The following is a 20,060-nucleotide window of genomic DNA, read 5'->3' on the forward strand; positions in this document are numbered from 1 at the left end:
TCGACGCTCAATGTCATGCCCCAATAATCTCGCGAAGAATTTCCCTTGCAACATCTAGTACATCCTCTGGCTCGGCCTCGATTCTTCCCCTCGCAAGGTTGTCGGTTCCACCGCCTTTGCCGCCGAATTCCTCGATAACTTTAGAGAGAAGGTCCCTCATCGACACATCCACCTCTTCGTTCCTTGCGAAGAGAACGTAGTCCTCGCTCGCTAGGAGGAGTATCAATCCGGGGTTCTCTTCCACAAAGTTGACGGCAAAGGCCTGGGCATCCTTCATCGGCCACTTCTCAACTAGGGAGATGACGTTGTAGTGACCTACCTCCTCCGCCTTGTCAATCAAAGCCAATTTCTTCCAGCGCCAGAGTTCGCGCCTGAGTTCGTCAAGCCTTCCCTCAAGGGAATCCATCTCCGCCTTGAGCTCTCCAACGCGCTCAAATAGGGGCCTGTTCTTGTTGGGCATTTCATCCAGAGCTTTCCAGTAGTCCTCCAAAAGTTCGTTAAGCGTTTTTAATGCCCTATTGCCAGCCACGAACTCTATTCTCCAGAGGTTCTTGGACTTCTTGTAGAAGCGGAGGATCTTTATTGTGCCTATCTCGGAGGTGTTCCCCACGTGAGTTCCTCCGCAGGGAGTTTTGTCAACGTTACCTATGCTCACTATCCTGACCCTGTCCGTTACCTTGCTCACGTGCTTCCTCAGTGTCTTGACGAGGTCATCCGGCAGGTACTTGAACTCCTCGATGGTTACGGGGATTCCCTCGGAGACTATTCTGTTGGCCTCGATTTCAGCTTTAGTAATCATCTCCCAGTCGAGCCCGCCGTTAACTTCAATCTTGTTGTAGTGCTCGAAAATCTGGAAGCCCGTCGTGTCAAGGTCGTAGAGTTCCTTAAGGACGGCAGAGAGAATGTGCTGGCCGGTGTGGTTTTTCATGTTCTCGTATCTCCAGTCCCAGTCGATCTTAAGTGTGACCTTCTCTCCCCTCTCCGGGAGCCTGCCCGCGATTACTCCCTCGTGCCAGATTTCCTCCCTCTCCTTGACCTTCGTGACCTCTATCGTGAAGCCGTCTCCTTCTATCAGGCCCCTGTCCGAAGGCTGACCTCCGCCCTCCGGATAGAAAATCGTCCTGTCCAATAGCACCTCGACCAGACCGTTACCGAGGTTCTTAACATCAACCACCCGCGCGGTGGTCTCCTTAATGTATGGGTCAGAGTAATACAACCTCTTGGTCATGGAAAACACCTCACGACTCGGATTCCATCTGTTCCTTCGCATACTCGCTGACCATCATCCTAAGGAGGGAAGCCAGCTCCTTGTTGTACTTATCCTGCATGTCAGCGAATTTCCTCAAGGCCAGGGCGATTCCTTTGAGCCTCTTTATGTCGTTGACTATATCCTCCTGCTCACGCGAAATCTCATCGAGGACCGAGCTTATCTCAACCATTGCCTCAATGTCCCTGCCAAGTATATCGGTTCCCTCCTTAATCCTGTCCATCACAGCCAGGGCATCGCGAAGGGTTTCAAGCTGGCCCATGACGCGGGTATTGAAGTCCTTGATTTCCTTGGCGAGGTTCATCGTCTGGACGGCCATCTTTCGAATCTCGTCCGCGACTACCGCGAAGCCTCTGCCCGCCTCACCGGCACGGGCGGCCTCTATCGAAGCGTTCAGGGCAACAAGGTTTGTTTGCTTGGCCACACTCGCTATCGAGTCGCTTATTCGCGAAACATACTCCAAGTTTTCAACGAGGGTGTTGAATTCCTGAGCGAAAACCTCAAAGCGCTGGAAGAACGGGAGGAACTCCTCCTGGAACTTCTCAAGTTCTTTCATCACCTGGGACAGCTTCTCGATGTTCTCGATAATCACCATGTTGTTATCAAGAAACTGCCCGCTGATCTGCTCCGCCAGCTCGTCTATGATTTTGCTGGACTCTCTGCTGGAAGTCTTTATACGGACTGACTGCGCCAAGGCGTTCGATGCTTTCTCGATGCTCCTGACGTTCATACTATCACCTCAGCGGTAGAGGTCAACACCGCACTTGAGGTTCTCAAGAAAGTCATAGAAGCGCTGTATGAACCTCTTGGGTATTATAGCCCCGTGCTGGGGCAGTATAGCCTCAACTTCGAGAAACCTGACCCTGTCGAGCCATGCCTTTATGGCCTTGCCCGTCGGCATGAGTCTCTCATGGACCGGTCTCATGGCCTGTATGTGCTTTTCAATGTTCTCGACCACTATATATGGGTCATCAAGGAGCGCTATTCCTATGTCCCCAGTGAAGAGGAACTTGCTCCTGTGGTCGTATATAGTGAAGTGCCCGGGACTGTGGAGGAAATGGGCCGGGATGAACTCAAGCGTCGTTGCCCCGAAGGCCATCGTCTCCCCTTCGTCAGGCAGTTCGTGGGTTATTGCCTTTGCGTCCTCAAAACCGAAGTGGGGCAGGAATCGTGTCCAGAGCCAGTGGACTATTATTTTTGCATTGCTGACCTCCCTCCAGAGGGGTAAACTTCCAGCCACATCCGGGTCCTGGTGGCAGATGTAGACATACTCGATATCCCTCGGATCGACGTACTTTGAGACATTGGCAAGGACCTTTGAGAAGATTTTGTACCCACCGGGGTCTATTAGGATTCCCTTTCCCCTGCTGACTATCAGGTAGCTGTTGACGTCAACGTCCTCTCCGCCCTCCTGGGTTCCGAGGTAGACGACGAGGTGCTCATCATCGCGGTAGAGGACGTGATCCTTCCACGGGTCGAGCCCGGGCTGTATCAGGTACTCCCCCATCCCCACCACCGAGAGAAGACTACGAAGAGGTAATATTTAAGCGATTTGCCTACACAAGCACCTACATAAACGCCTGACTGGAAAAATGGAATGCAAAGGGCTCAGGAACCGCCCCTGGCCTCGATTAAAGCCTTGACCCTCTTGAGCCTGAAGAAGTTCTCGCGCTCCATCTCGTCGAGGCGCCCCTTGATGAACTTCACCGTCGCCTCCATGCGCGGAATGATTATGTACTCAAGGGCATTGACGCGCCTCTTGGTGACCTCTATCTCCTTCGCGAGCCTCTTGAGGGTCTCTTCCACCTCCGCCAGGCGGACCGCTAGGTCGAGAACCTCTTCGAACTTTTCGGCGGCGAGGTCCACCTTGGCCGAGCTCGATACGAATGCGTAGCCGCGCTCGTTTGTGCTCCTCCTGAAGGACTCGGCCTCGATGAGCGGAACCGGAACGCCCATCACGTTCCTCCTTCTTATCTCGACCTCCCTGTTGGGCTTCACGGAGAGGCCTATCTCCCTGAGGCGCAGCGTCCCGACGTCTATCTCCGCCGCCTGAAGGGCCGCAAAGGCCTCGGCCATCTTCCTGCCCAGCTCCTCGCGGAGGCTCAGGGCCTCGTCGTATATCGTGAAGAACTCCATGACGAGGGCGTCCTGCTTGTCCTTGAGGAGTTTGTGGCCCTTCTTGGCCAGCTTAATGCGCCTCTTGAGGTTCAGGAGTTCCATACGGGTGGGCTTGACGTTGAGAAGCTCTGCCATCTCGACCACCTAAAGATTGAGGGGAGGTCAGCCCTCCCTCTTCCTGTACTTGGGGTGGTACTTGAGGATGTACTCCTTCCTGACACGCTTGAGCTCGCTCTCCGGCAGCTCGGCGAGGAGCTCCCAGCCGAGGTCGAGGGTCTCGAAGATGCTCCTGTCTTCGTCATACCTCTGGGCGATGAACTCCCTCTCGAACCTGTCCGCGAACTTGAGGTACTTCCTGTCGGTCTCGCTCAAAGCTTCTTCACCGACGACTGCAACGAGGTCCCTGAGAGACCTTCCTTCGGCGTAGGCCGCGTAGAGCTGCTGGCTGAGCTGCGGGTGGTCGTCCCTGGTCATTCCCTTACCGATACCGTCCTTCATCAGACGGCTGAGCGACGGAAGGACGTCTATCGGCGGGTAGATACCCTTCCTGTGCAGCTCCCTGCTGAGGACTATCTGGCCCTCGGTGATGTAGCCGGTCAAATCCGGAATCGGGTGGGTGATGTCGTCGTCGGGCATCGTCAGGATGGGCACCTGGGTGATGGAACCCTTCCTGCCCCTGACACGACCGGCACGCTCGTAGATGGTCGCCAAGTCAGTGTACATGTAACCGGGATAACCGCGCCTTCCTGGAACCTCTTCCCTCGCCGCGGAAATCTCACGCAGAGCTTCCGCGTAGTTGGTCATGTCCGTGAGTATAACCAGAACCTGCATGTCGTAGTCGTAGGCGAGGTACTCGGCAACCGTCAGCGCCATGCGCGGGGTGATGATACGCTCAATGGCCGGGTCGTCGGCGAGGTTGAGGAAAAGGACTGCCCTCTCTATCGCACCGGTCTCCTCGAAGCTCTTCTTGAAGAAGTTGGCTTCCTCGTAGGTGATACCCATCGCCGCGAAGACGACGGCGAACTGCTCCTCCTCACCGAGGACCTTGGCCTGCCTAGCTATCTGGGCCGCGAGCATGTTGTGCGGCAATCCGGAACCGCTGAAGATGGGCAGCTTCTGACCGCGGATGAGGGTGTTCATTCCGTCTATGGCCGAGACACCGGTCTGGATGAAGTCCCTAGGATAAGCACGGGCGACCGGGTTGAGGGGAGCACCGTGGACGTCGCGCCTGTCCTCGGGGATTATGTCCGGGCCCCCGTCGATCGGCTTTCCAATACCGTTGAAGATTCTGCCGAGCATGTCCATGCTGACCGGGACCTTGAGGGTCTCGCCGGTGAAGCGGACGCGTGTCGTTTTGATGTCGAGATCGCGCGTTCCCTCGAAGACCTGGACGATTGCCATGTCTTCCCTGGCCTCAAGAACCTGTCCCTTCCTTTTCTCACCGCTCTCGGTCTCAATCTCAACGACCTCACCGTAGGCTACGCCCTTGACGCCCTGGACGATCATGAGCGGCCCGTAAATCTTGCTAACGGTTGAGTACTCCATTCCCGGCATGCTATCACGCCCCGTACCTCTTAAAGAGCTCTTCAAACTGAGCGTTGGTCTCGTCTATGAGCGCGGCAACTTTCTCGATGTCGGGCTCGAACTTCATACGTCCTATCTTCTCCTTGACCGGGAGCTTGGCTATCTCGTCGACGGGAACTCCCCTCTCAACGGCCTCCATGGTCCTGTCGTAGAAGTTGAGTATAACGCGCATCATGGTTACCTGCTTCTTCGGCGGGCAGTAGGTGTCGACCTCGTCGAAGGCGTCCTGCTGGAGGAAGTCCTCACGTATCATCCTGGTGACGATGAGCACCGCCTTCTCCCTGTCGGGCAGTGCATCCGGACCGACGATACGGACGATTTCCTGAAGTTCGGCCTCCTTCTGGAGGAGCGCCATGGCCTGGTCGCGCATCTTCCTCCACTCGGGGTCGACGTTCTTGTGCCACCAGTCCTGGATGGCGTCGATGTAGAGGGAGTAGCTCCTCAGCCAGTTGATGGCCGGGAAGTGCCTCCTCCTAGCCAGGTCTGCATCGAGCGCCCAGAAGACCTTGACGACACGGAGGGTGTTCTGAACGACCGGCTCGCTGAAGTCTCCACCGGGCGGCGAAACGGCACCGATGACGGAGACGCTTCCAATCCTCTCGTCGCTTCCGAGGGTAACGACTCTTCCAGCACGCTCGTAGAACTCCGCTATCTTGCTCGCGAGGTAGGCCGGGTAACCTTCCTCACCGGGCATCTCCTCAAGACGGCCGGAAATCTCACGGAGCGCTTCCGCCCACCTGCTCGTCGAGTCGGCCATCAGAGCCACGTCGTAACCCATGTCCCTGAAGTACTCGGCGATGGTGATTCCTGTGTAGATTGAGGCCTCACGGGCCGCGACCGGCATGTTCGAGGTGTTGGCTATGAGAACCGTTCTCTCCATGAGCGGCTTTCCGGTCTTCGGGTCCTTGAGCTTGGGGAACTCCTCAAGGACGTCGGTCATCTCGTTTCCGCGCTCGCCGCAGCCTATGTAAACGACGACCTGGGCGTCACTCCACTTTGCCAGCTGGTGCTGGGTAACGGTCTTTCCTGAACCGAACGGGCCGGGGATTGCGGCGGTTCCACCCTTTGCCTGGCTGAAGAAGGTGTCTATCGTCCTCTGGCCGGTGATGAGCGGAACCTCCGGCGGAAGCTTCCTCTTGTAGGGCCTCTTGACACGAACCGGCCAGCGGTGGTACATCCTGAGCTCCTCGATGCTCCCGTCCGGCTTCTTCACCTTGGCTATGACCTCCTCGATGGTGTAGTCGCCCTCTTCAGCAATCTCTACTACCTCGCCCTCCACCCAGGGCGGGACGAGAACGCGGTGCTCGATGATGCTGGTCTCGGGAACGACGCCGAGAACGTCGCCGCCAACGACCTTGTCGCCGACCTTGACCTTGGGCGTGAAGTGCCACTTCTTGTCCCTCGGAAGGGCCGGGGCGGTGAGACCCCTCGCGATGAAGTCGCCGCTCAGCTCCCTGAGAACCTCAAGAGGCCTCTGGATACCGTCGTACATTGCGGTGAGCAGTCCGGGGCCGAGCTCAACGCTCAGAGAGGCGCCGGTTCCTTCAACAGGCTCCCCGGGCCTTATGCCGGCGGTTTCCTCGTAGACCTGGATGACCGCCTTGTCGCCCTCAAGGCGGATGATTTCTCCTATGAGCCCCATTTCGCCGACACGAACGACCTCGTACATCTTGGAGCCTTTCATTCCGTCGGCAACGACGAGCGGACCCGTAACACGAATTATCCTTCCCATTTCGGTTCACCTCTTCAGCTCAACACCAATTGCCCTTCTAACTATCTCCTTGATCGCCTCTTCACCAAGCCTGGAGCCGGATTTGTCCGGCACCTGAAGGATGATTGGAACGGTAACCTCCGGAAGTTCAACCTTCCCAACGAATCTCTCGGTTATCAGGATTATTCCGATGTCGTCCCTCTCGACGAGCTCCTTCAGCTTGTTCCGGAGCCTCTCCATATCAAGCGGGGTGTCGTCGAAGGAATAAACCTCATGGGCACCGGCCAGCTTGAAGCCGAGCGCGGTGTCCTTATCGCCAAGCACGGCTATCTTCATGCAACATCACCCGCGAGTTCCTTTATCCTCTCAGGGTGAACGCCGTCCTCGATGAGCTTCGCTATCGCCCTGAGCTTCCTGAGTTCCCTCTCCCTCTGGAGGATGTAGCTCAGCGGTGCGGCGACGCTGAGCGGGTAGAACCTGTTGAGCTCGTTCATCCTCTCAAGGATGTGCCTCTCAAGGGCCCTCTCAAGGACGCTGAGGTCCCTCTCGACTTCCTCCCTGACGTCCCTGATGACCTTTCCGTACTTCGTTGAGTCCAGCTCGGCCAAAGCCATGCTCAGGTCGTCGACGTGGAGGAGCGGGTCGAGCTTTACGCTTCCGCCAGGGATTATCAGCGGCCTTATCTCTTCCGCGGTCATTCCAGCGGCCTTTGCCCTGAGAACGGTGAGTATGTTGGTCTTGTCGATTTTGAGTCTGACGAACTCCTCAAGGATAACGCGCTCGTCCTCCTTCCGCGAGAGGGCGTAGCTGAGGAGCTTTCCGTAGTGCATCCTGTAGAGTTCGGTTTCGAACTCCTGGAGCGATATCTCCCCGAGGAGCAGTCTCTGGTAGGGTTCCTCGTAGGGGGTGCCCTCAAGGATTACGAGTATCTCCTCCATGGTCTTTGCCTCTGCCATTGCCTTTACCTTGGGGAGCATTGGACCGATATCCATGACGTAGTCGCCCGCAACCTCGCCGGCGAACTTGGCCTTGACCACGCTGGCTATGTTCCTGACGTCCCACTCCTCAAGCATGAACCTGAAGAAGGGGCTGACCCTCTTCGGGAGAATCTTAATCATGAGTTCGTAGGTTCCGGCGAGGGCCCTCTCTAAGGCTCTCTCTATCTCCTCGACGGTGTAGGTTGAAACGTCGGTGAGGTAGTCCTTGTAGTCGGTGTCCTCCAGGCTGACGACGAAGTTCTGCAGCGTTCTGCTCTCGGCCAGCTCGTTGAAGCGCTGCTCGGTGAGGAGCTTCGCCTCCATCGCCTTTATCCTGGCGTTGGGGTAGGAGTAGGGCGTGTATTTCCAGACTATCCTGGCCGTCTTGTATCCCACCCATACGAATACTACAGCCAGTGTCGTGTTGAGGATTCCGCTTACGGCTCCTGCTTCCATTAACCTCACCCGAAGAGAGCCTTGGCTATCTCTGCCCTGAGCTCGCCCTCAAACCTCTCTATCCTTGACTCGAAGGTGTTGTCCACCCTTACCGCCCCGTCGGGGGTCTCAACCAGGACGCCGCCTATGGTTGATATCGGCTCGCCGAGGCTTATCTCCACGTCCCTTCCGAGTTTCGCCGCAACGGTTTCCCTGAACTCATCGAGCTTGCCCTCAATGAGCCTCAGGGTCTTTTCGTTGGAGCGTATAAGGCACGCCTCCCCGCCGAGCTCTTCGAGGGCCTTAACCGTGAGGTCGATGAGCATCGGGAAGTACTCCTCCTCGGGGAGCTCCGCGAGTCTCTCCCTCAGGGCGGTTATTACCTCCTGGATGAGCTTCTCCTGCACCTCAAGGCGCTTTTTCCTGACCTCAAGCCTGGCGTTGGCAATTATGCGCTGTTTTTCAGTCTCGGCCTGGGTCTGGGCCTTCCTTAGTATCCACTCGGCTTTCGCCTCGGCCCTCTTTCTCGCCTCTTCCTTAATCTTCTCTGCCTCCTTCTGGGCCTCGCTGAGTATGTACTGTATCTTCTGCTCCGCTTCCCTGTTTATCTCCTGTATGATCAGCTCTGCTCCATCCATCCTCCTTCCTCCTTGGCCTATAAAGAAAGTTTTGGACGGAGTCAGAAGCCGACTCCGGTGACTATCATGATCAGAGCGCCGACGAGACCGAAGATGGCCATGGTCTCCGCCATAGCGGAGAATATGATTCCCTGGGTGAAGGTCTTCGGGTTCTTGGCAACCGCACCGATGCTCGCGCTGGCGATGATTCCCTGCGGTATTGCCGAGAGACCGGTGAGGCCGACGGTGAGACCTGCACCGAGGAGGATGGCGCTCTTGACGATGTTGTCCATGTTGCTTGGGTCGGTGAACTTGAAGCCGCCACCGAGGATTCCTGAAACCATCAGGATGAGGAACAGGGTAATGAGGCCGTATATACTCTGGGTCATTGGCAGACCCTCAAGGATGAGGGCGTTCTTGAAGTTCCTCTCATCCTCGGCGACGACTCCGGCCGCTGCGGCACCGGCTATACCGACACCAAAGGCCGAAGCGGCTCCAGCTATTCCTGCGGCAAGGGCCGCACCGAGGGATACGTAAACTATCGGGTCCATCTTTCATGCACCTCCTTAAGCTTCAAACTCCAGCTCGGAAACTTCTCTTTTTGCCCTAAAGGGCTGGAAGGGTTTACCTTCACCTGAGTAGAACGTTCCGAAAAATTCAACGTACTGCAGACGGAGCGAGTGAACGAACGCTCCGAGGGCGTTGATGGCGACCGAAAACAGCTGGCCGCCTGCAAACAGTATGATTCCAATGAGTATGCCTATGGGAACGGGGCCGATGCTCACGCCCCAGACCATCTGGGCCAGTATGTTGACGACCATTGCTATTCCTGCCGTCGCTAGGGCGAGCGCCATGAGCCTCGCGTAGCTGAGCCAGCTGCCCACGAAGCCGAAGAAGTCCGAGATGACCAGGAGGACCGCCAGTGCACCGTTCTTGAGCTCGCTGAGTATGAAGAGCACCAGGCCGACTCCGAAGAGCGCCTTGCCCGGCATGCCCAGGGACGGGTTCTTGCTGGCGAGGAACAGGAAGGTTATTCCGAGTATTATGAGCATCCATGAGAGCTGGTCGAGTATCGCATCCTTGGTCTCGCCGTTCTTGAGCTTGACTATGAAGCCGACGGTGTAGCCGGTGAAGAGGTGGGCTATACCTATCGCCAGGGCCAGCTGAAGCACCACGAGGGCGTCCTGGAAGGTGTCCCAGACGCGCGGAACGGTGAATCCCGCGAGGTCAAGGGCGTTGCCGAAGTAGCTGCCGAAGATAACTCCCATCGCCATGGTGAAGAACGAGCTTATCAGCAGGGTGTAGGCGAACTTGTAGGTGCCGTCGTTGAACTTCTTGTGCCCCTTGACGAGGAGGGCAGCTATTATCGCTATTATGAGACCGTACATGAAGTCGGTGAGCATGAATCCGAAGAAGAACGAGTAGGTGAAGGTTATTATCGGCGTCGGGTCTATCTCGTTGTACTTGGGGACACCGTACATTTCGGTGAGCATCTCGAAGGGTCTTGCCCAGCCGGGGTTTTTGAGCTTTATCGGAATCTCCTCCAGCTCCTCCCCGGTGGGCTCCCTGATGTTGATGTAGGCCGTGCCGTTGGTTACCCTCTTGATGCCCTCCAGGACCCTGGGGACGTCGCTCCTTGGAAGCCAGCCGGTCAGAGCGAAGGTCATGTTCGTTCTGGCGAGCATCGGCAGCACGGTTGACTTGTCGCGCTCGTTCTCCATGAGTTCCTGATAGAAGACGACGTCGTCGTAGTACTTCTCGGCCAGCATCTCCGCGTCCTTCTTGGCGCTCTCAAGCTCCTCCTCCTTTCTCCGGAGCTTCTCCTCGTAGACGGCTATGAGCTCCCTTGGAGTCCCCTCCCCCTCGGGAACCTCCAGCCTCTCAAGGGAGTACTTGGCCAGAATCGGGTTGGCCCTGTCGTAGTCGGCTTTGAGGAAGACGAACACCGCCAAAACCTTGTCCTTCAGCTCCTTGGAAACCACGACCGCCCTGTTCTCCGTGGCCCGGGTGACCTCCTCAACGAGGGACTTAAACTTGTTCCTGTCAACGGTTCCGACGACGATTTCCAGCATGTCGGTCGATTTGAGGTATGAAACGTCGAGGTTGAGCACCGAGAGAAGCTCCAGTATCGCTATGTCGCCCTTTATTCTCTCGATTTCGGTCTGGGTGGAGGTTATCTTGCCCTCAACCGCCTTTATCTCCGGTTCGACGGCGCTGAGAAAGTTCTCAACGTCCTTTATGAGCCTCTCGATTCCCTCGTACCGGTACTTCTTTCTCGCCCGCTCCTTTGGAAAGATGAACTCCTTTATGCCGCCCCCGGTGGACTTCCGGTAGGCCTTCAGAAAATCAACGAGCCTTGAGATGGTTATACTGTACGAGGCGGCCTTCCTGTGGTACTCGTTGGGAGAATCTTTCTGGGCGATTTCGACGTCCAGCTCCCTTATTTCAACAATACCGTTCTCGTGGAGATACGTTAGAAGGCTGTCTTTGTAGCGGTTGAGGGTAATGACCTCTATCTTGACCATCTCTTCAGGCTTGAACATTTCAGCTCCCTCTCACGAGCGCTATTCCCGCAGAGATGGCTTTCTCGAAGTTGTTAGTGGCCTTGACCTTGAGCTCCTCGATCTCGGAGTCCCCCTCAGCAAGTATCCTTTTGGCTTCCTCTTCCCCCTTGAGACGGGCCTTCTCGATGAGGGATTCGGCGTTTTTCTCTGCCTCTTCAACTATGTTCTTTTCGAGAAGCTTGGCCTCTTCGCGGGCCTTGAGGACTATCTCCTTGGCCTGCTCCTTGGCCCTCTCGATCCTCTCCTCGGCCTGCTTCTCTGCATCAACAATCTGCTTGATGACGTCCTCCATGATTAGCCCCCCAATGAGCCCGAAAACAGTTAAACCTCACGTCACCTTTGGCTTCCTTAAGTCGGTTTAAATAGTTTTTGGCCTATGAACCTAGGATTTGACGAAGAAAGAACAAAAATGAACATGAAAGTTGAAAAAAATGTCATATTAGCTTTCATTGTTGGGTTTTTTCTTTTCCAGGAGCTTCTTCACGTCGTCGAGAACGCTGTTCTTGGCGAAGATTATTATCTGTCCACTCCCTGGAAGCTTTGTATCCCCTGACGGAATTATTAGGTTGCCCTTCTCGTCGTAAACCGCCACCATGAGCGCGTCCCTAGGCAGCTTCAGGTCCTTGACCAGCTTGCCGGCTATCTCGCTGTCCCCGTTTATGCTGAAGCGGACTATCTCCGCGCCCTCCTTCGGGAATAAAACGCGGTCGAAGCCCGGCGTGACTATGTTCCTGCTGATGTACTCCGCGGCTATCTCCTCAGGCGAAATCACGAAGTCGAAGTAGCGCTTGAGGTCGGTGACCTCCTCGAATATGCGCCTGTTCTGCGGGTTGCTTATCCTGAGCGACGTCTTAATCTTCGGGTTGAGGTGCTTCGCTAAGATGCAGGCGAGCAGATTCGCGTCGTCCTTGCCGGTCAGTGCGGCGAAGGCATCGGCCTGCTTTATGTTGGCCTCCTCAAGCGTTTTCGGGTCGGTGGCGTCGCCCTCGATGACCAGACCGTTGATGAGGAGGGAGAGCTCCTTGGCGCGCTCCTTGTCCATCTCTATTATGGTGACGTCGTGTCCCTCCTCCTCAAGCATCTTGGCCACGAGGTAGCCGACCCTTCCGGCACCCATGATAACGACGAACATCAGTCCTCACCGAGGAGGTATTTGGCTATCTCAGCGTAGGCTGGCCTGGTTATCAGGATTCCGATGAGCACGCCCAGTATCGTCGTGAAGGCGAAGCCCTTGAGCGTTCCAACGAAGTAGACCAGCAGGAAGCTCATGGCCGCTATCGTCGTTGCCGCCGAGGCGAAGATGACGAAGAACGCCCTTCCCATCCTCTTGAGCACGCTGGAACGCCTGCTTATCTTCGTGGTCTTCTCCCCACCGAGGAGCTCGTCGGTTATGACTATCTGCTGGTCGACACCGGTACCTATGGCGGCGATGATGCCCGCTATGCTCGGAAGGTCGAGGTTCCATCTGATGAGCGCCGCGAAGCCCAGGATGATTATCGCCTCGAAGAGGCTGGTGGAGGCAACGGGTATGGCTATCCTCCACTTCCTGTAGTGGAAGTAGACGATGAGGAGAACCGTTATCAGAGCACCTATGCCCGCGTAGAGCGCCTGCGTTCTGAAGCCCTCACCGAGCCTCGGGGAGATGAACTCCATGCCGACGACGGTGAGCTTGACGGGGAGCGAACCGCTCTTGAGGACGGTGTATATGGTGCTGGCTTCCTGCTCGGCCGTGAGTCTGTCCGGGGCGCTTCCGGTTATCTGAACGTCCTGCTGCGGCTGGCCAACGGTGAGGCCTTCACCGAGAGAGTACGGGCCGTAGAGACCGAGAACCCTGATTATGAGCGCGTGGTCGTTCTCACCCTGGGCCCTTGGAACGTACCTTACCGTGAGGTTCATTCCCTCAAGCTCGGTCTGAAGCTCCCCCGGAACGTCAACGAGAACTATCTTATCCTTGCCCCGGGCGAGCTTGGCTATCTCATCGGCGCTCTGGTTGGCGTAGGCGACGACGCTTATGTTGAACGCCCTGGTGATCCTCTCAAGGAGAGTCGGCGCCTCGGGAGCCTCGGCGTTGAACTCCGAGCTGTTCATGGCCTTGTAAACGCTCTCAGGAACAACCATCAGGGAGTTAACGGGCGGGTCGAGGAACATGTCAACGGGCCAGCCCTTCTTGCCGTAGGCCAGCTCGGCGAACTTCTCGGCGGCGCTCTTTGAAATCCTGAAGGGAACGCTCCAGCCGTTGGTGGTGGGGTCTATCTTGTAGATGCCCACGTACTCAACGTCGCTGCCGGTTCCGAAGACCGTCCCCGCGAACTCCATGTAGAAGACACCCTGACTCTCGATGACGCTCTTTATCTGATTCGCCTCCTCCGGGGACGTGACATTGGCAACCTTGATGAGGACTATCTGATTCCCCTGGGCCTCGACAGTTATGTCCCTCAGACCGAGGGTGTTCAGCCTCTTCTGCAGCGAATCGACGACGAGCTGCATGGTCTTGGTGTCGACGGGATGCTCCGTCTGGGCAACGAGCGCGACACCGCCGCTTATGTCTATACCGAAGGTGAGCGGTTTGAGCGCAAGGGTCGCTATCGAGCCTATGAGGAAGAGCGTGAGCAGGATTATCCTCCAGTTCCGGAGGAGCTTTTTGGTTCTTCTCTTCATGCCTTACCACCCCTGGGGGCTTCCCTGGTGAGGTACCACTTGAGCACGCCCGCGTTGAGAACCCACGTGTTCATGAAGTCCGCGAGCAGACCGAAGATGAGGACTATGGCAATGTTGTCGATGGTCTGCGAGGTCGAGATTATCCAGAGGATCAGCAGGGCACCCAGAGTCGTGGTGCTCATCGTAAAGCCCGTTGAAACCGCGGCGAGGTAAGCCCTCTCCACGGAGTCCTCTTTTCTCCTGAGGAGCTTCGTGGTCAGGAGGATGTTGCTGTCGACGGTGTAACCTATGAGCATGAGCAGGGCCGCTATCGTGGCAGTTGTCAGTTCAATTCCAAAGAGACCCATCAGGGCGACGGCTATCGTCATGTCGGAGAGTGCGGAGAATATTATCGTGAGTGACGGCACGAGGTTTCTGAAGAACAGGAAGACCACGACGGCCATCGCGAGGAACGCAAAGGCGAGGGCCCTTATTCCCTGCTGCTGGGCTATCTCTCCAAAGGTCGGCTGCACCTCACTGTGCGTGTATTCCGCGCTGGGATACTTTTCCTTCATGACGTCGATTATATTAAGGGGATCGGTGCCTGTTGGGGCATAAACCCTGACGCCGTTGGTCTCCACACCGGTGAAGCTCTCAACCCTAACGTCCACCCCTATTTTATCGCTTATGTATTTACCCAGTTCATCAGGATTCGCATTCACCCCGTAGGCGGTGACCACAACACCGCCCTGGAGGTCTATTCCAAGCGTTGGAAAGTTGACCGCGAGAAGTATCAGTGCTATCACGAAGACAGCAAGGGGGTACATTATCATCTGCTTGTATTCCATCCGCGCTAGAAAGCTCAGCTTTTCCTGTTTCTTTGCCCTCACGGAATTAGTGGAGGGCTTGGACTTCGGTTTAGACTTCGACATACCTTCACCCCTTCGTGAGTTTTCGTAAACTTGTCGTTAGTTGGAGGTATGAGTTTTAAAATTAGTGGTTCACGCTTAAAAAAGGCCATCGGTGAGCAGGGTTAAACGAGGCGGAGAAGGGCTTTAATCCATGAAAAAGCCTTCAAATCGGGATTAAGGGGAATCCACCACGAACTTTCAGAAAATTTCAATAACGGCCATTATACAGCCACTCAATGCATTCCAGGCCAATTCAGAGCAGTTCAACGCCAAAACGGCCCGTTCACAGCTCTCCACTCCAGGGCTTAACTTTAAAAAGGGTTCGTAATAGGAGCAACAAGAGGTGAGAGCCATGGCTGAGATAGAGACGATCGGGTTCCACTACGTTGTTGAGGCCGCAGGTTGCGATCCCGAAATCCTCGGTAACGCTGACAAGATAAGAAAGATATTCCTAGAAGCCGCCAAGGTCGGTAGAATGGAGGTCAAGGCGAGCTATTTCTTTAAGTTCTCGCCCACTGGCGTTAGCGGCATGGTCATCGTCGCAGAGAGCCACATCTCGATACACACCTGGCCGGAGAAGGGCTACGCCGCTCTGGACGTCTACACCTGCGGAACCACCGCAGACCCGGAAAAGGCCGTTGACTACATCCTGGACAAGCTCCGCGCTCAGTACGCCCACGTTTCCGAGATAAAGCGCGGAATAGAGGAGGAGGACGAGACCTTCACCCACATGATACTCACGTGGGAGGAGAAGCTCGAAAGGAAGAATGGAAAATAGAACCCTTACCTCTTTTTCCACATGCCCAGCAGTAACAAAACCGCGAGGATTGAGAGGATCAGGATTGCGGCACGGCTCATATCTCCGGAGCCTTTAGCTGGACCCCTTCCCACCGTTTCAGAGGTGGAGGTTATCTCCCTGCCGAAAGTCGACACAAACTGCGGCTTTGCCTCCAGGGAAAGGTTCACGAGAACCGTTTTTCCAGGTTGAAGGGAGACCGTTAGGTAGGCCCCTTCGTAGCCCTCCTTCTCAACCCTCACGCTGTAGTTTCCCGGCATCAGGGAGAGGTTGCAGGGGGTAACGCAGGTTTCCCCGCCCGCGGATACGGTCGCACCCGGAGGGGACGTCACGACCTCAAGTACCGGTTTCCTCACGAGCCGGAGGAAAACGCTGACCGAGCCGCCTGGAGAGAGGGAAACGAGCGTGGAGTTCGAAAGGTATCCCTGGAATTCCGCCGAAACGTTGTAGACGCCAGAGGTCAGGTTTAAGTAGCATGGGGACGTGCACGTCCAGTTCCCAACCCTCACCATGGCCCCGGAGGGAGAGGTGGTCACGTTGAGTTCGGCAGGCAGAGGGCTGAGGGTCAGGTTCAGCAAAACGCTTCCGTTGGCCGGAACCGTCACATTCTTCACAATGCCGCCGTAGCTGGGGAGGGAAGCGCTGACGATATAGGTGCCCGCAGGAAGGGCCAGCCTGAGCGGACTCCTACATGAGAAAACCTTCCGATTCCCCGCAAAAATCGCCAGACTTGCGTTGGAGGGCCTCGTCGAGACTTCGAGGGTTCCGGCCTCAGGATGAACCGAAACCGCCCGCAACAGTGCGGGGAGATCCGCGAAGACTGTGATGTTCCTCCCGGCGGAAACCACGACGCCGGAGACGAATGGATAGCCGTTGGCGCCAAGAGAGATGTTGTACGAGTTCAGCCAGGGGGTAAAGGGAAGGTAGAGCCTCATCGGGGTAAACCACTCCCCAAAAAGATGGAAGCCGTTGACGTAAACCGTGGCGTTGGCCGGCCTTGAGAGTATCCTCACTGGAACTGGGGCCACGGCGTTTTCAATGGGCTCCCTAGAACAGCCACCGAAGGAACTCCAGCCGCTTTTACTCACCGAAATTTTGACGAGGCAGTACTTTGTGACTCCTGCGTATTCAGCGGCTACAGGAAGACCGCTTGGAAGGAGGAGGTAGTCCCTCACGCGGCACGAGGCGAAGAGAACCGTTTCCATGGGGACCGGTTCTGATGGCCCCATCATTGAGGTCACACCTTCCCCTTCGGTCCAGTTGGGAGCTGACATGCACGGAGTTTCCTCGGATTCCGGGGTGGGGACTTCTCTTCCCTCTAAGAAAACGGTCGCGGTCGAGAAGCCGCCCAGGGATTCGTTCAGGAGTGACTCGTTCACCTCAACCACGAGGGGCGTACCGCCAACGCTCAGGTTGAAGACGAGGGTAACGTTTCCGATGGACAGCTCAGCCGGCCATCTGCCGTTGCTCAGGTTCAGCACGGCCGGAGCGGTCGCGTTTAAATCCCCAACCCTTACCCGTCCGCTGAACTCAAAGAGCACGGGCGTTGGGGACGCCAGCGGTACGAACAGCACGCTAAATAAGATTGAGAGCAGAAACAACTTCCCCAACGTCGCCATCTTGTTTCACCTTCCCCCCAGCTATAACAACCGCCCTGTCGGCGAACTCGACGAAGGGCTTCCATATGTGGGAGACCACAACGAGGGACAGGCCTTCCGAGGCAAACCGCCTCAGCAGACCGGCGATTTCAGGTATCGCGTCAAAGTCAAGGTTCGCGAGCGGCTCATCCAGCAGGACGAGCTCCGGCTCCCCGATGAATGCCGAGGCTAGGCTCAGGCGCTTCGCCATTCCGGCCGAGTAGGTTGAAATCCTCCTGTCGATAAAGCCCCCGAGGGAGAACGCCTCAACGACCTCCGAGATGGAGCCGCCGCGGATTTCGGCCAGGAACTCAAGCCACTCACGGCCCGTTCTATGTCTCGGAAGGGCAGGCGGGTCGAAGGAGACGCCGAACCTCGCCCTGACTTCTTCATCGGCCCACGGGTCGCCGCCGAACACCCTGACCGTCCCGGCCGTCGGCCTGTAGGTTCCGGCGCAGAGGTTCAGGAACGTGCTCTTGCCCCCGCCGTTGGGCCCGAGGATTAGGGTTACGCCCCCGCCGATTTCAACGCTCACCGAGTCGAGCGCGGTTACGTGGCCGAAGCGCTTCGTGAGGTGTTTTGCGCGGATTATCATCTCCTCACCCCCAGGAGGGCGAAGAGGAGCGCCGAGGTGCCGCCTACGAGGTACTCAATTGAGAGGGCCCTCGAAGACGGGTAGCTCTCCCGGCCGGAGATTGCCACGGAAGCCGGCACCTCGGAGGAGACCACGACGCAGTAGGGACCCGAGTGGTTGAACTTCACGACCTTTCTCCCGTAGCCAGAGAGCGTGGAGGAGTAAACGACCCGGTTCTCAACTGGGTCGTAGAACGTCACGGAGTAGTTTCCCTGGCCGTTCATGTTGAGGACGAGAACCCTCGCCGACGGGACGACCGCGCAGGAGGTCCCAACCGCGAAGTCGGAGTAGGGCTTGGAGAGCTCGGCGTGCTGAACCGCGAGGGCCACCAGCGTGAAGGCCGCGACGAGGAAGAGGATGAGCCTGATGAACCTCATCTGACGTCCCTCCTTTCCGCGAGGTAGAGAGTCATGGCGATGAGGAGGAAGGGAAGAAGAACGCAGGAGAGGAAAGCGGACGAGAGGAGTTCCCCGAACCAGTGGGAAAGAGAGACGCCCGAAGTGTACGCGTGGAATATCGCCGAGTTGAGAACCGCCGGGGGCAACGAAGAGACTCCGAACGAGTGGGGCAGGTAGAGAACCGAGAGCCCGACCATCACCGAGACGAAGGTGTTGGGGGAACCCATGGCAACAAAGGAGGAAACCGCGACCGCGTAGAGAACGGCCAGTGTCCAGTAAAGCAGGTAGAGAGGGAGCAGGCCCTTTGAGAAGAAGGCCGTGAGAAAGAAGTTCCCGGTGTCGCCGAAGATGTAGATGACCGTCAGAAGGAACGGGACGAAAGATGCGACGAAGAGCATTACGAAAACCGCCAGAACCTTGGAGAGGACGAGCCTCTTCCTTCCCACGGGGAGGGAGTAGAGCGAGAGGGCGAAGCGAGTGTCCCTGTCGTTCCGCAGGACGAGCGACGCCAGGAGAACCGCCGTCAGCATGAAGGCGGTGTAAACTTCGTCCGAGAGAAGGGGAACGCTGACGCCCATGGTTCTGTAGGAGAAAGCCCTTATGAAGTCCTCGCTCGGCGGGGACACCATAAAGTGATTTGAGACCCGAATTCCCTTAAGGAACAGGGAAGTTCCGATGAGCAGGAAACCGAAGGCGAAGACAGCTAAGTTGAGCGGGTCTTCGAGCTCCCAGCGGAGGATTTTCATCGAACCCACCTCCGAAAGTCCCTGATGCCAACCGCGATGGCTGTGAGGACGGAAAGGGCAAAGTAGTACACGAGGGGACTGCCGGGCCTCTTGAAGGGGCCCTCATCCCGGAACTCCACGTTGGTCGCGTAGAGGTTCCAGCCCTGGAGCCAGCGCTTCCGGGAATTCTCGGCGAGGAGTTTGCGGAGGGCCCGCGAGGCGTTCACGTCCTCCATCGTGGAGCTAACCACGCCCATGAGAACGAGTTCGGGAGGGGTTGAGAACATGTCGGACGCTATCATCAGGCCGGTTGAGGGGTCGTAGAGGGCCGAGAAAGAAGTGCCCCCGGAGAAGCTGTAGTCCGGGCCGTGGAGGTTGAACCTAATCACGTCGGATTCGAGGTAGATGAAAGGTGGATGGAAGGTGCGCAGGTGCGTCAGGACTTCAAAGCCCCGGTAGCGGGAGTAGCTCAGGTTTTTGACCCTCATCACCCAGTTTCCCCCTTCCGGAACCGTGACGTTCAGGAGGACTGCGCCGGGCCCGGGAGGGGAAGAGGGGTCTACGAAGAAGCTCGGCCCGCCGACGGGCGTGCCGTTTATAACGTAGGTGCCGGTTCTAAGGTCGAGGGTGAGAACCTCGGAAAGCACGAGCACGCTCGCGTTCGCGAGGTCGGGCCTTTCAACGGCCACGTCGTGGAGCTCAAGCCTGACGAGGATTTTGGCCGTGTCGTCCTCCACGGAGAGGACCCTAAAGGTGAGGTAAGACGTCCCCATCGGCCAGAGGGCGGTAACGTAGTTCTCGTCCCGCGAGACGTTTCTTCCTACAGCCTTGACGAGGTAGGGATAGAGCGCCTCGAAGGAGCGCTCGTTGAGCATATTAATCTTAACCATGATGTCGTTTGTCCCGAACCTCGCGTCCTTCGGAACGATGACCGCATAGGTAACGTAGGTTCCGGGTTTGAGCCAGGTTGGGGCAGCGGCCGATACTGTAGTGGCCCCCAGATAAAAAATTAAAACCCAGAGGGCAAGCGTTATTTTACCCCGCACGCG

At 56.9% G+C, this 20,060-nt stretch carries 21 protein-coding genes; 1 reads left to right on the plus strand and 20 read right to left on the minus strand.

Annotated elements, in window-relative coordinates; all coding sequences use genetic code 11:
• Nucleotides 1-13: 13 nt before the first annotated feature.
• The 15 genes from E3E51_RS12310 to E3E51_RS12380 all read right to left on the minus strand — a co-directional run bounded on the left by E3E51_RS12310 (nt 14) and on the right by E3E51_RS12380 (nt 14,842).
• The gene (locus tag E3E51_RS12310) at nt 14-1,228 is read right to left on the minus strand and encodes a DHHA1 domain-containing protein (RefSeq protein ID WP_167913409.1); all 1,215 of its coding nucleotides are present in this window, start codon (nt 1,226-1,228) and stop codon (nt 14-16) included.
• Nucleotides 1,229-1,238: 10 nt separating this feature from the next.
• The gene (locus tag E3E51_RS12315; protein ID WP_167913410.1) at nt 1,239-1,997 is read right to left on the minus strand and encodes a methyl-accepting chemotaxis protein; all 759 of its coding nucleotides are present in this window, start codon (nt 1,995-1,997) and stop codon (nt 1,239-1,241) included.
• A 9-nt stretch (nt 1,998-2,006) separates the two neighbouring features.
• A complete protein-coding gene (locus E3E51_RS12320; RefSeq protein WP_167913411.1) occupies nt 2,007-2,774 on the minus strand; it encodes an MBL fold metallo-hydrolase in 768 nt (255 codons plus the stop codon).
• A 101-nt stretch (nt 2,775-2,875) separates the two neighbouring features.
• Nucleotides 2,876-3,520 (minus strand): V-type ATP synthase subunit D, encoded by a 645-nt coding sequence (locus E3E51_RS12325; protein WP_167913412.1) that lies wholly within the window; start codon nt 3,518-3,520, stop codon nt 2,876-2,878.
• 27 nt (nt 3,521-3,547) lie between these two features.
• Nucleotides 3,548-4,939, minus strand: coding sequence for an ATP synthase subunit B (locus E3E51_RS12330; RefSeq protein WP_167913413.1), 1,392 nt, complete (start codon nt 4,937-4,939; stop codon nt 3,548-3,550).
• A gap of 4 nt (nt 4,940-4,943) precedes the next feature.
• Nucleotides 4,944-6,701 (minus strand): ATP synthase subunit A, encoded by a 1,758-nt coding sequence (locus E3E51_RS12335; RefSeq protein WP_167913414.1) that lies wholly within the window; start codon nt 6,699-6,701, stop codon nt 4,944-4,946.
• 6 nt (nt 6,702-6,707) lie between these two features.
• Nucleotides 6,708-7,016 (minus strand): V-type ATP synthase subunit F, encoded by a 309-nt coding sequence (locus E3E51_RS12340; RefSeq protein WP_167913415.1) that lies wholly within the window; start codon nt 7,014-7,016, stop codon nt 6,708-6,710.
• Nucleotides 7,013-8,113 (minus strand): V-type ATP synthase subunit C, encoded by a 1,101-nt coding sequence (locus E3E51_RS12345; RefSeq protein ID WP_167913416.1) that lies wholly within the window; start codon nt 8,111-8,113, stop codon nt 7,013-7,015. The genes E3E51_RS12340 and E3E51_RS12345 overlap by 4 nt, the downstream gene beginning before the upstream one ends.
• 5 nt (nt 8,114-8,118) lie before the next feature.
• Complete coding sequence (locus E3E51_RS12350; RefSeq protein ID WP_167913417.1) at nt 8,119-8,730, minus strand: V-type ATP synthase subunit E; 612 nt, start codon at nt 8,728-8,730, stop codon at nt 8,119-8,121.
• Between the two features lie 41 nt (nt 8,731-8,771).
• Nucleotides 8,772-9,260: a V-type ATP synthase subunit K gene (locus E3E51_RS12355; protein ID WP_167913418.1), complete on the minus strand. Its 489-nt coding sequence runs from the start codon at nt 9,258-9,260 to the stop codon at nt 8,772-8,774.
• A gap of 15 nt (nt 9,261-9,275) precedes the next feature.
• Nucleotides 9,276-11,252 (minus strand): V-type ATP synthase subunit I, encoded by a 1,977-nt coding sequence (locus E3E51_RS12360; RefSeq protein WP_167913419.1) that lies wholly within the window; start codon nt 11,250-11,252, stop codon nt 9,276-9,278.
• Between the two features lies 1 nt (nt 11,253).
• Nucleotides 11,254-11,565 (minus strand): V-type ATP synthase subunit H, encoded by a 312-nt coding sequence (locus tag E3E51_RS12365; RefSeq protein ID WP_167913420.1) that lies wholly within the window; start codon nt 11,563-11,565, stop codon nt 11,254-11,256.
• 147 nt (nt 11,566-11,712) lie between these two features.
• Nucleotides 11,713-12,405: a TrkA family potassium uptake protein gene (locus E3E51_RS12370; RefSeq protein WP_167913421.1), complete on the minus strand. Its 693-nt coding sequence runs from the start codon at nt 12,403-12,405 to the stop codon at nt 11,713-11,715.
• Nucleotides 12,405-13,931 carry a preprotein translocase subunit SecD gene (locus tag E3E51_RS12375; RefSeq protein ID WP_167913422.1) on the minus strand — a complete coding sequence of 509 codons (1,527 nt, stop codon included), beginning with the start codon at nt 13,929-13,931 and terminating at the stop codon, nt 12,405-12,407. The genes E3E51_RS12370 and E3E51_RS12375 overlap by 1 nt, the downstream gene beginning before the upstream one ends.
• Nucleotides 13,928-14,842 carry a protein translocase subunit SecF gene (locus E3E51_RS12380; protein WP_167913423.1) on the minus strand — a complete coding sequence of 305 codons (915 nt, stop codon included), beginning with the start codon at nt 14,840-14,842 and terminating at the stop codon, nt 13,928-13,930. Before E3E51_RS12380 ends, E3E51_RS12375 begins: the two co-directional genes overlap by 4 nt.
• 331 nt (nt 14,843-15,173) lie before the next feature.
• Here E3E51_RS12380 and speD point away from each other — a divergent pair, with 331 nt between their 5' ends.
• Nucleotides 15,174-15,599 (plus strand): adenosylmethionine decarboxylase, encoded by a 426-nt coding sequence (speD, locus tag E3E51_RS12385; RefSeq protein ID WP_167913452.1) that lies wholly within the window; start codon nt 15,174-15,176, stop codon nt 15,597-15,599.
• Nucleotides 15,600-15,604: 5 nt separating this feature from the next.
• Here speD and E3E51_RS12390 read toward each other — a convergent pair whose 3' ends face one another.
• From E3E51_RS12390 to E3E51_RS12410, 5 genes are read right to left on the minus strand one after another with little or no spacing between them, the layout of a single operon-like run.
• The gene (locus tag E3E51_RS12390; RefSeq protein WP_167913424.1) at nt 15,605-17,236 is read right to left on the minus strand and encodes a PEGA domain-containing protein; all 1,632 of its coding nucleotides are present in this window, start codon (nt 17,234-17,236) and stop codon (nt 15,605-15,607) included.
• Complete coding sequence (locus E3E51_RS12395) at nt 17,193-17,849, minus strand: ABC transporter ATP-binding protein (protein ID WP_206204580.1); 657 nt, start codon at nt 17,847-17,849, stop codon at nt 17,193-17,195. Before E3E51_RS12395 ends, E3E51_RS12390 begins: the two co-directional genes overlap by 44 nt.
• A complete protein-coding gene (locus E3E51_RS12400; RefSeq protein WP_167913425.1) occupies nt 17,846-18,265 on the minus strand; it encodes a hypothetical protein in 420 nt (139 codons plus the stop codon). Before E3E51_RS12400 ends, E3E51_RS12395 begins: the two co-directional genes overlap by 4 nt.
• Nucleotides 18,262-19,032 carry an ABC transporter permease gene (locus tag E3E51_RS12405; protein WP_167913426.1) on the minus strand — a complete coding sequence of 257 codons (771 nt, stop codon included), beginning with the start codon at nt 19,030-19,032 and terminating at the stop codon, nt 18,262-18,264. Before E3E51_RS12405 ends, E3E51_RS12400 begins: the two co-directional genes overlap by 4 nt.
• Complete coding sequence (locus E3E51_RS12410) at nt 19,029-20,057, minus strand: hypothetical protein (protein WP_167913427.1); 1,029 nt, start codon at nt 20,055-20,057, stop codon at nt 19,029-19,031. The genes E3E51_RS12405 and E3E51_RS12410 overlap by 4 nt, the downstream gene beginning before the upstream one ends.
• Nucleotides 20,058-20,060: the final 3 nt, after the last annotated feature.

This window comes from Thermococcus sp. 21S7, assembly GCF_012027615.1.
Taxonomy (GTDB): domain Archaea; phylum Methanobacteriota_B; class Thermococci; order Thermococcales; family Thermococcaceae; genus Thermococcus.

What these genes read in the sequence shown, in the direction of transcription:
- E3E51_RS12335 (WP_167913414.1), bottom strand. Translation starts at nt 6,701, where the DNA reads ATGGGAAGGATAATTCGTGTTACGGGTCCGCTCGTCGTTGCCGACGGA.
- E3E51_RS12395 (WP_206204580.1), bottom strand. Translation starts at nt 17,849, where the DNA reads ATGATAATCCGCGCAAAACACCTCACGAAGCGCTTCGGCCACGTAACC.
- E3E51_RS12345 (WP_167913416.1), bottom strand. Translation starts at nt 8,113, where the DNA reads ATGGAAGCAGGAGCCGTAAGCGGAATCCTCAACACGACACTGGCTGTA.
- E3E51_RS12325 (WP_167913412.1), bottom strand. Translation starts at nt 3,520, where the DNA reads ATGGCAGAGCTTCTCAACGTCAAGCCCACCCGTATGGAACTCCTGAAC.
- speD (WP_167913452.1), top strand. Translation starts at nt 15,174, where the DNA reads ATGGCTGAGATAGAGACGATCGGGTTCCACTACGTTGTTGAGGCCGCA.
- E3E51_RS12320 (WP_167913411.1), bottom strand. Translation starts at nt 2,774, where the DNA reads ATGGGGGAGTACCTGATACAGCCCGGGCTCGACCCGTGGAAGGATCAC.
- E3E51_RS12400 (WP_167913425.1), bottom strand. Translation starts at nt 18,265, where the DNA reads ATGAGGTTCATCAGGCTCATCCTCTTCCTCGTCGCGGCCTTCACGCTG.
- E3E51_RS12310 (WP_167913409.1), bottom strand. Translation starts at nt 1,228, where the DNA reads ATGACCAAGAGGTTGTATTACTCTGACCCATACATTAAGGAGACCACC.
- E3E51_RS12330 (WP_167913413.1), bottom strand. Translation starts at nt 4,939, where the DNA reads ATGCCGGGAATGGAGTACTCAACCGTTAGCAAGATTTACGGGCCGCTC.
- E3E51_RS12370 (WP_167913421.1), bottom strand. Translation starts at nt 12,405, where the DNA reads ATGTTCGTCGTTATCATGGGTGCCGGAAGGGTCGGCTACCTCGTGGCC.
- E3E51_RS12315 (WP_167913410.1), bottom strand. Translation starts at nt 1,997, where the DNA reads ATGAACGTCAGGAGCATCGAGAAAGCATCGAACGCCTTGGCGCAGTCA.
- E3E51_RS12390 (WP_167913424.1), bottom strand. Translation starts at nt 17,236, where the DNA reads ATGGCGACGTTGGGGAAGTTGTTTCTGCTCTCAATCTTATTTAGCGTG.
- E3E51_RS12355 (WP_167913418.1), bottom strand. Translation starts at nt 9,260, where the DNA reads ATGGACCCGATAGTTTACGTATCCCTCGGTGCGGCCCTTGCCGCAGGA.
- E3E51_RS12380 (WP_167913423.1), bottom strand. Translation starts at nt 14,842, where the DNA reads ATGTCGAAGTCTAAACCGAAGTCCAAGCCCTCCACTAATTCCGTGAGG.
- E3E51_RS12365 (WP_167913420.1), bottom strand. Translation starts at nt 11,565, where the DNA reads ATGGAGGACGTCATCAAGCAGATTGTTGATGCAGAGAAGCAGGCCGAG.
- E3E51_RS12340 (WP_167913415.1), bottom strand. Translation starts at nt 7,016, where the DNA reads ATGAAGATAGCCGTGCTTGGCGATAAGGACACCGCGCTCGGCTTCAAG.
- E3E51_RS12360 (WP_167913419.1), bottom strand. Translation starts at nt 11,252, where the DNA reads ATGTTCAAGCCTGAAGAGATGGTCAAGATAGAGGTCATTACCCTCAAC.
- E3E51_RS12350 (WP_167913417.1), bottom strand. Translation starts at nt 8,730, where the DNA reads ATGGATGGAGCAGAGCTGATCATACAGGAGATAAACAGGGAAGCGGAG.
- E3E51_RS12405 (WP_167913426.1), bottom strand. Translation starts at nt 19,032, where the DNA reads ATGAAAATCCTCCGCTGGGAGCTCGAAGACCCGCTCAACTTAGCTGTC.
- E3E51_RS12375 (WP_167913422.1), bottom strand. Translation starts at nt 13,931, where the DNA reads ATGAAGAGAAGAACCAAAAAGCTCCTCCGGAACTGGAGGATAATCCTG.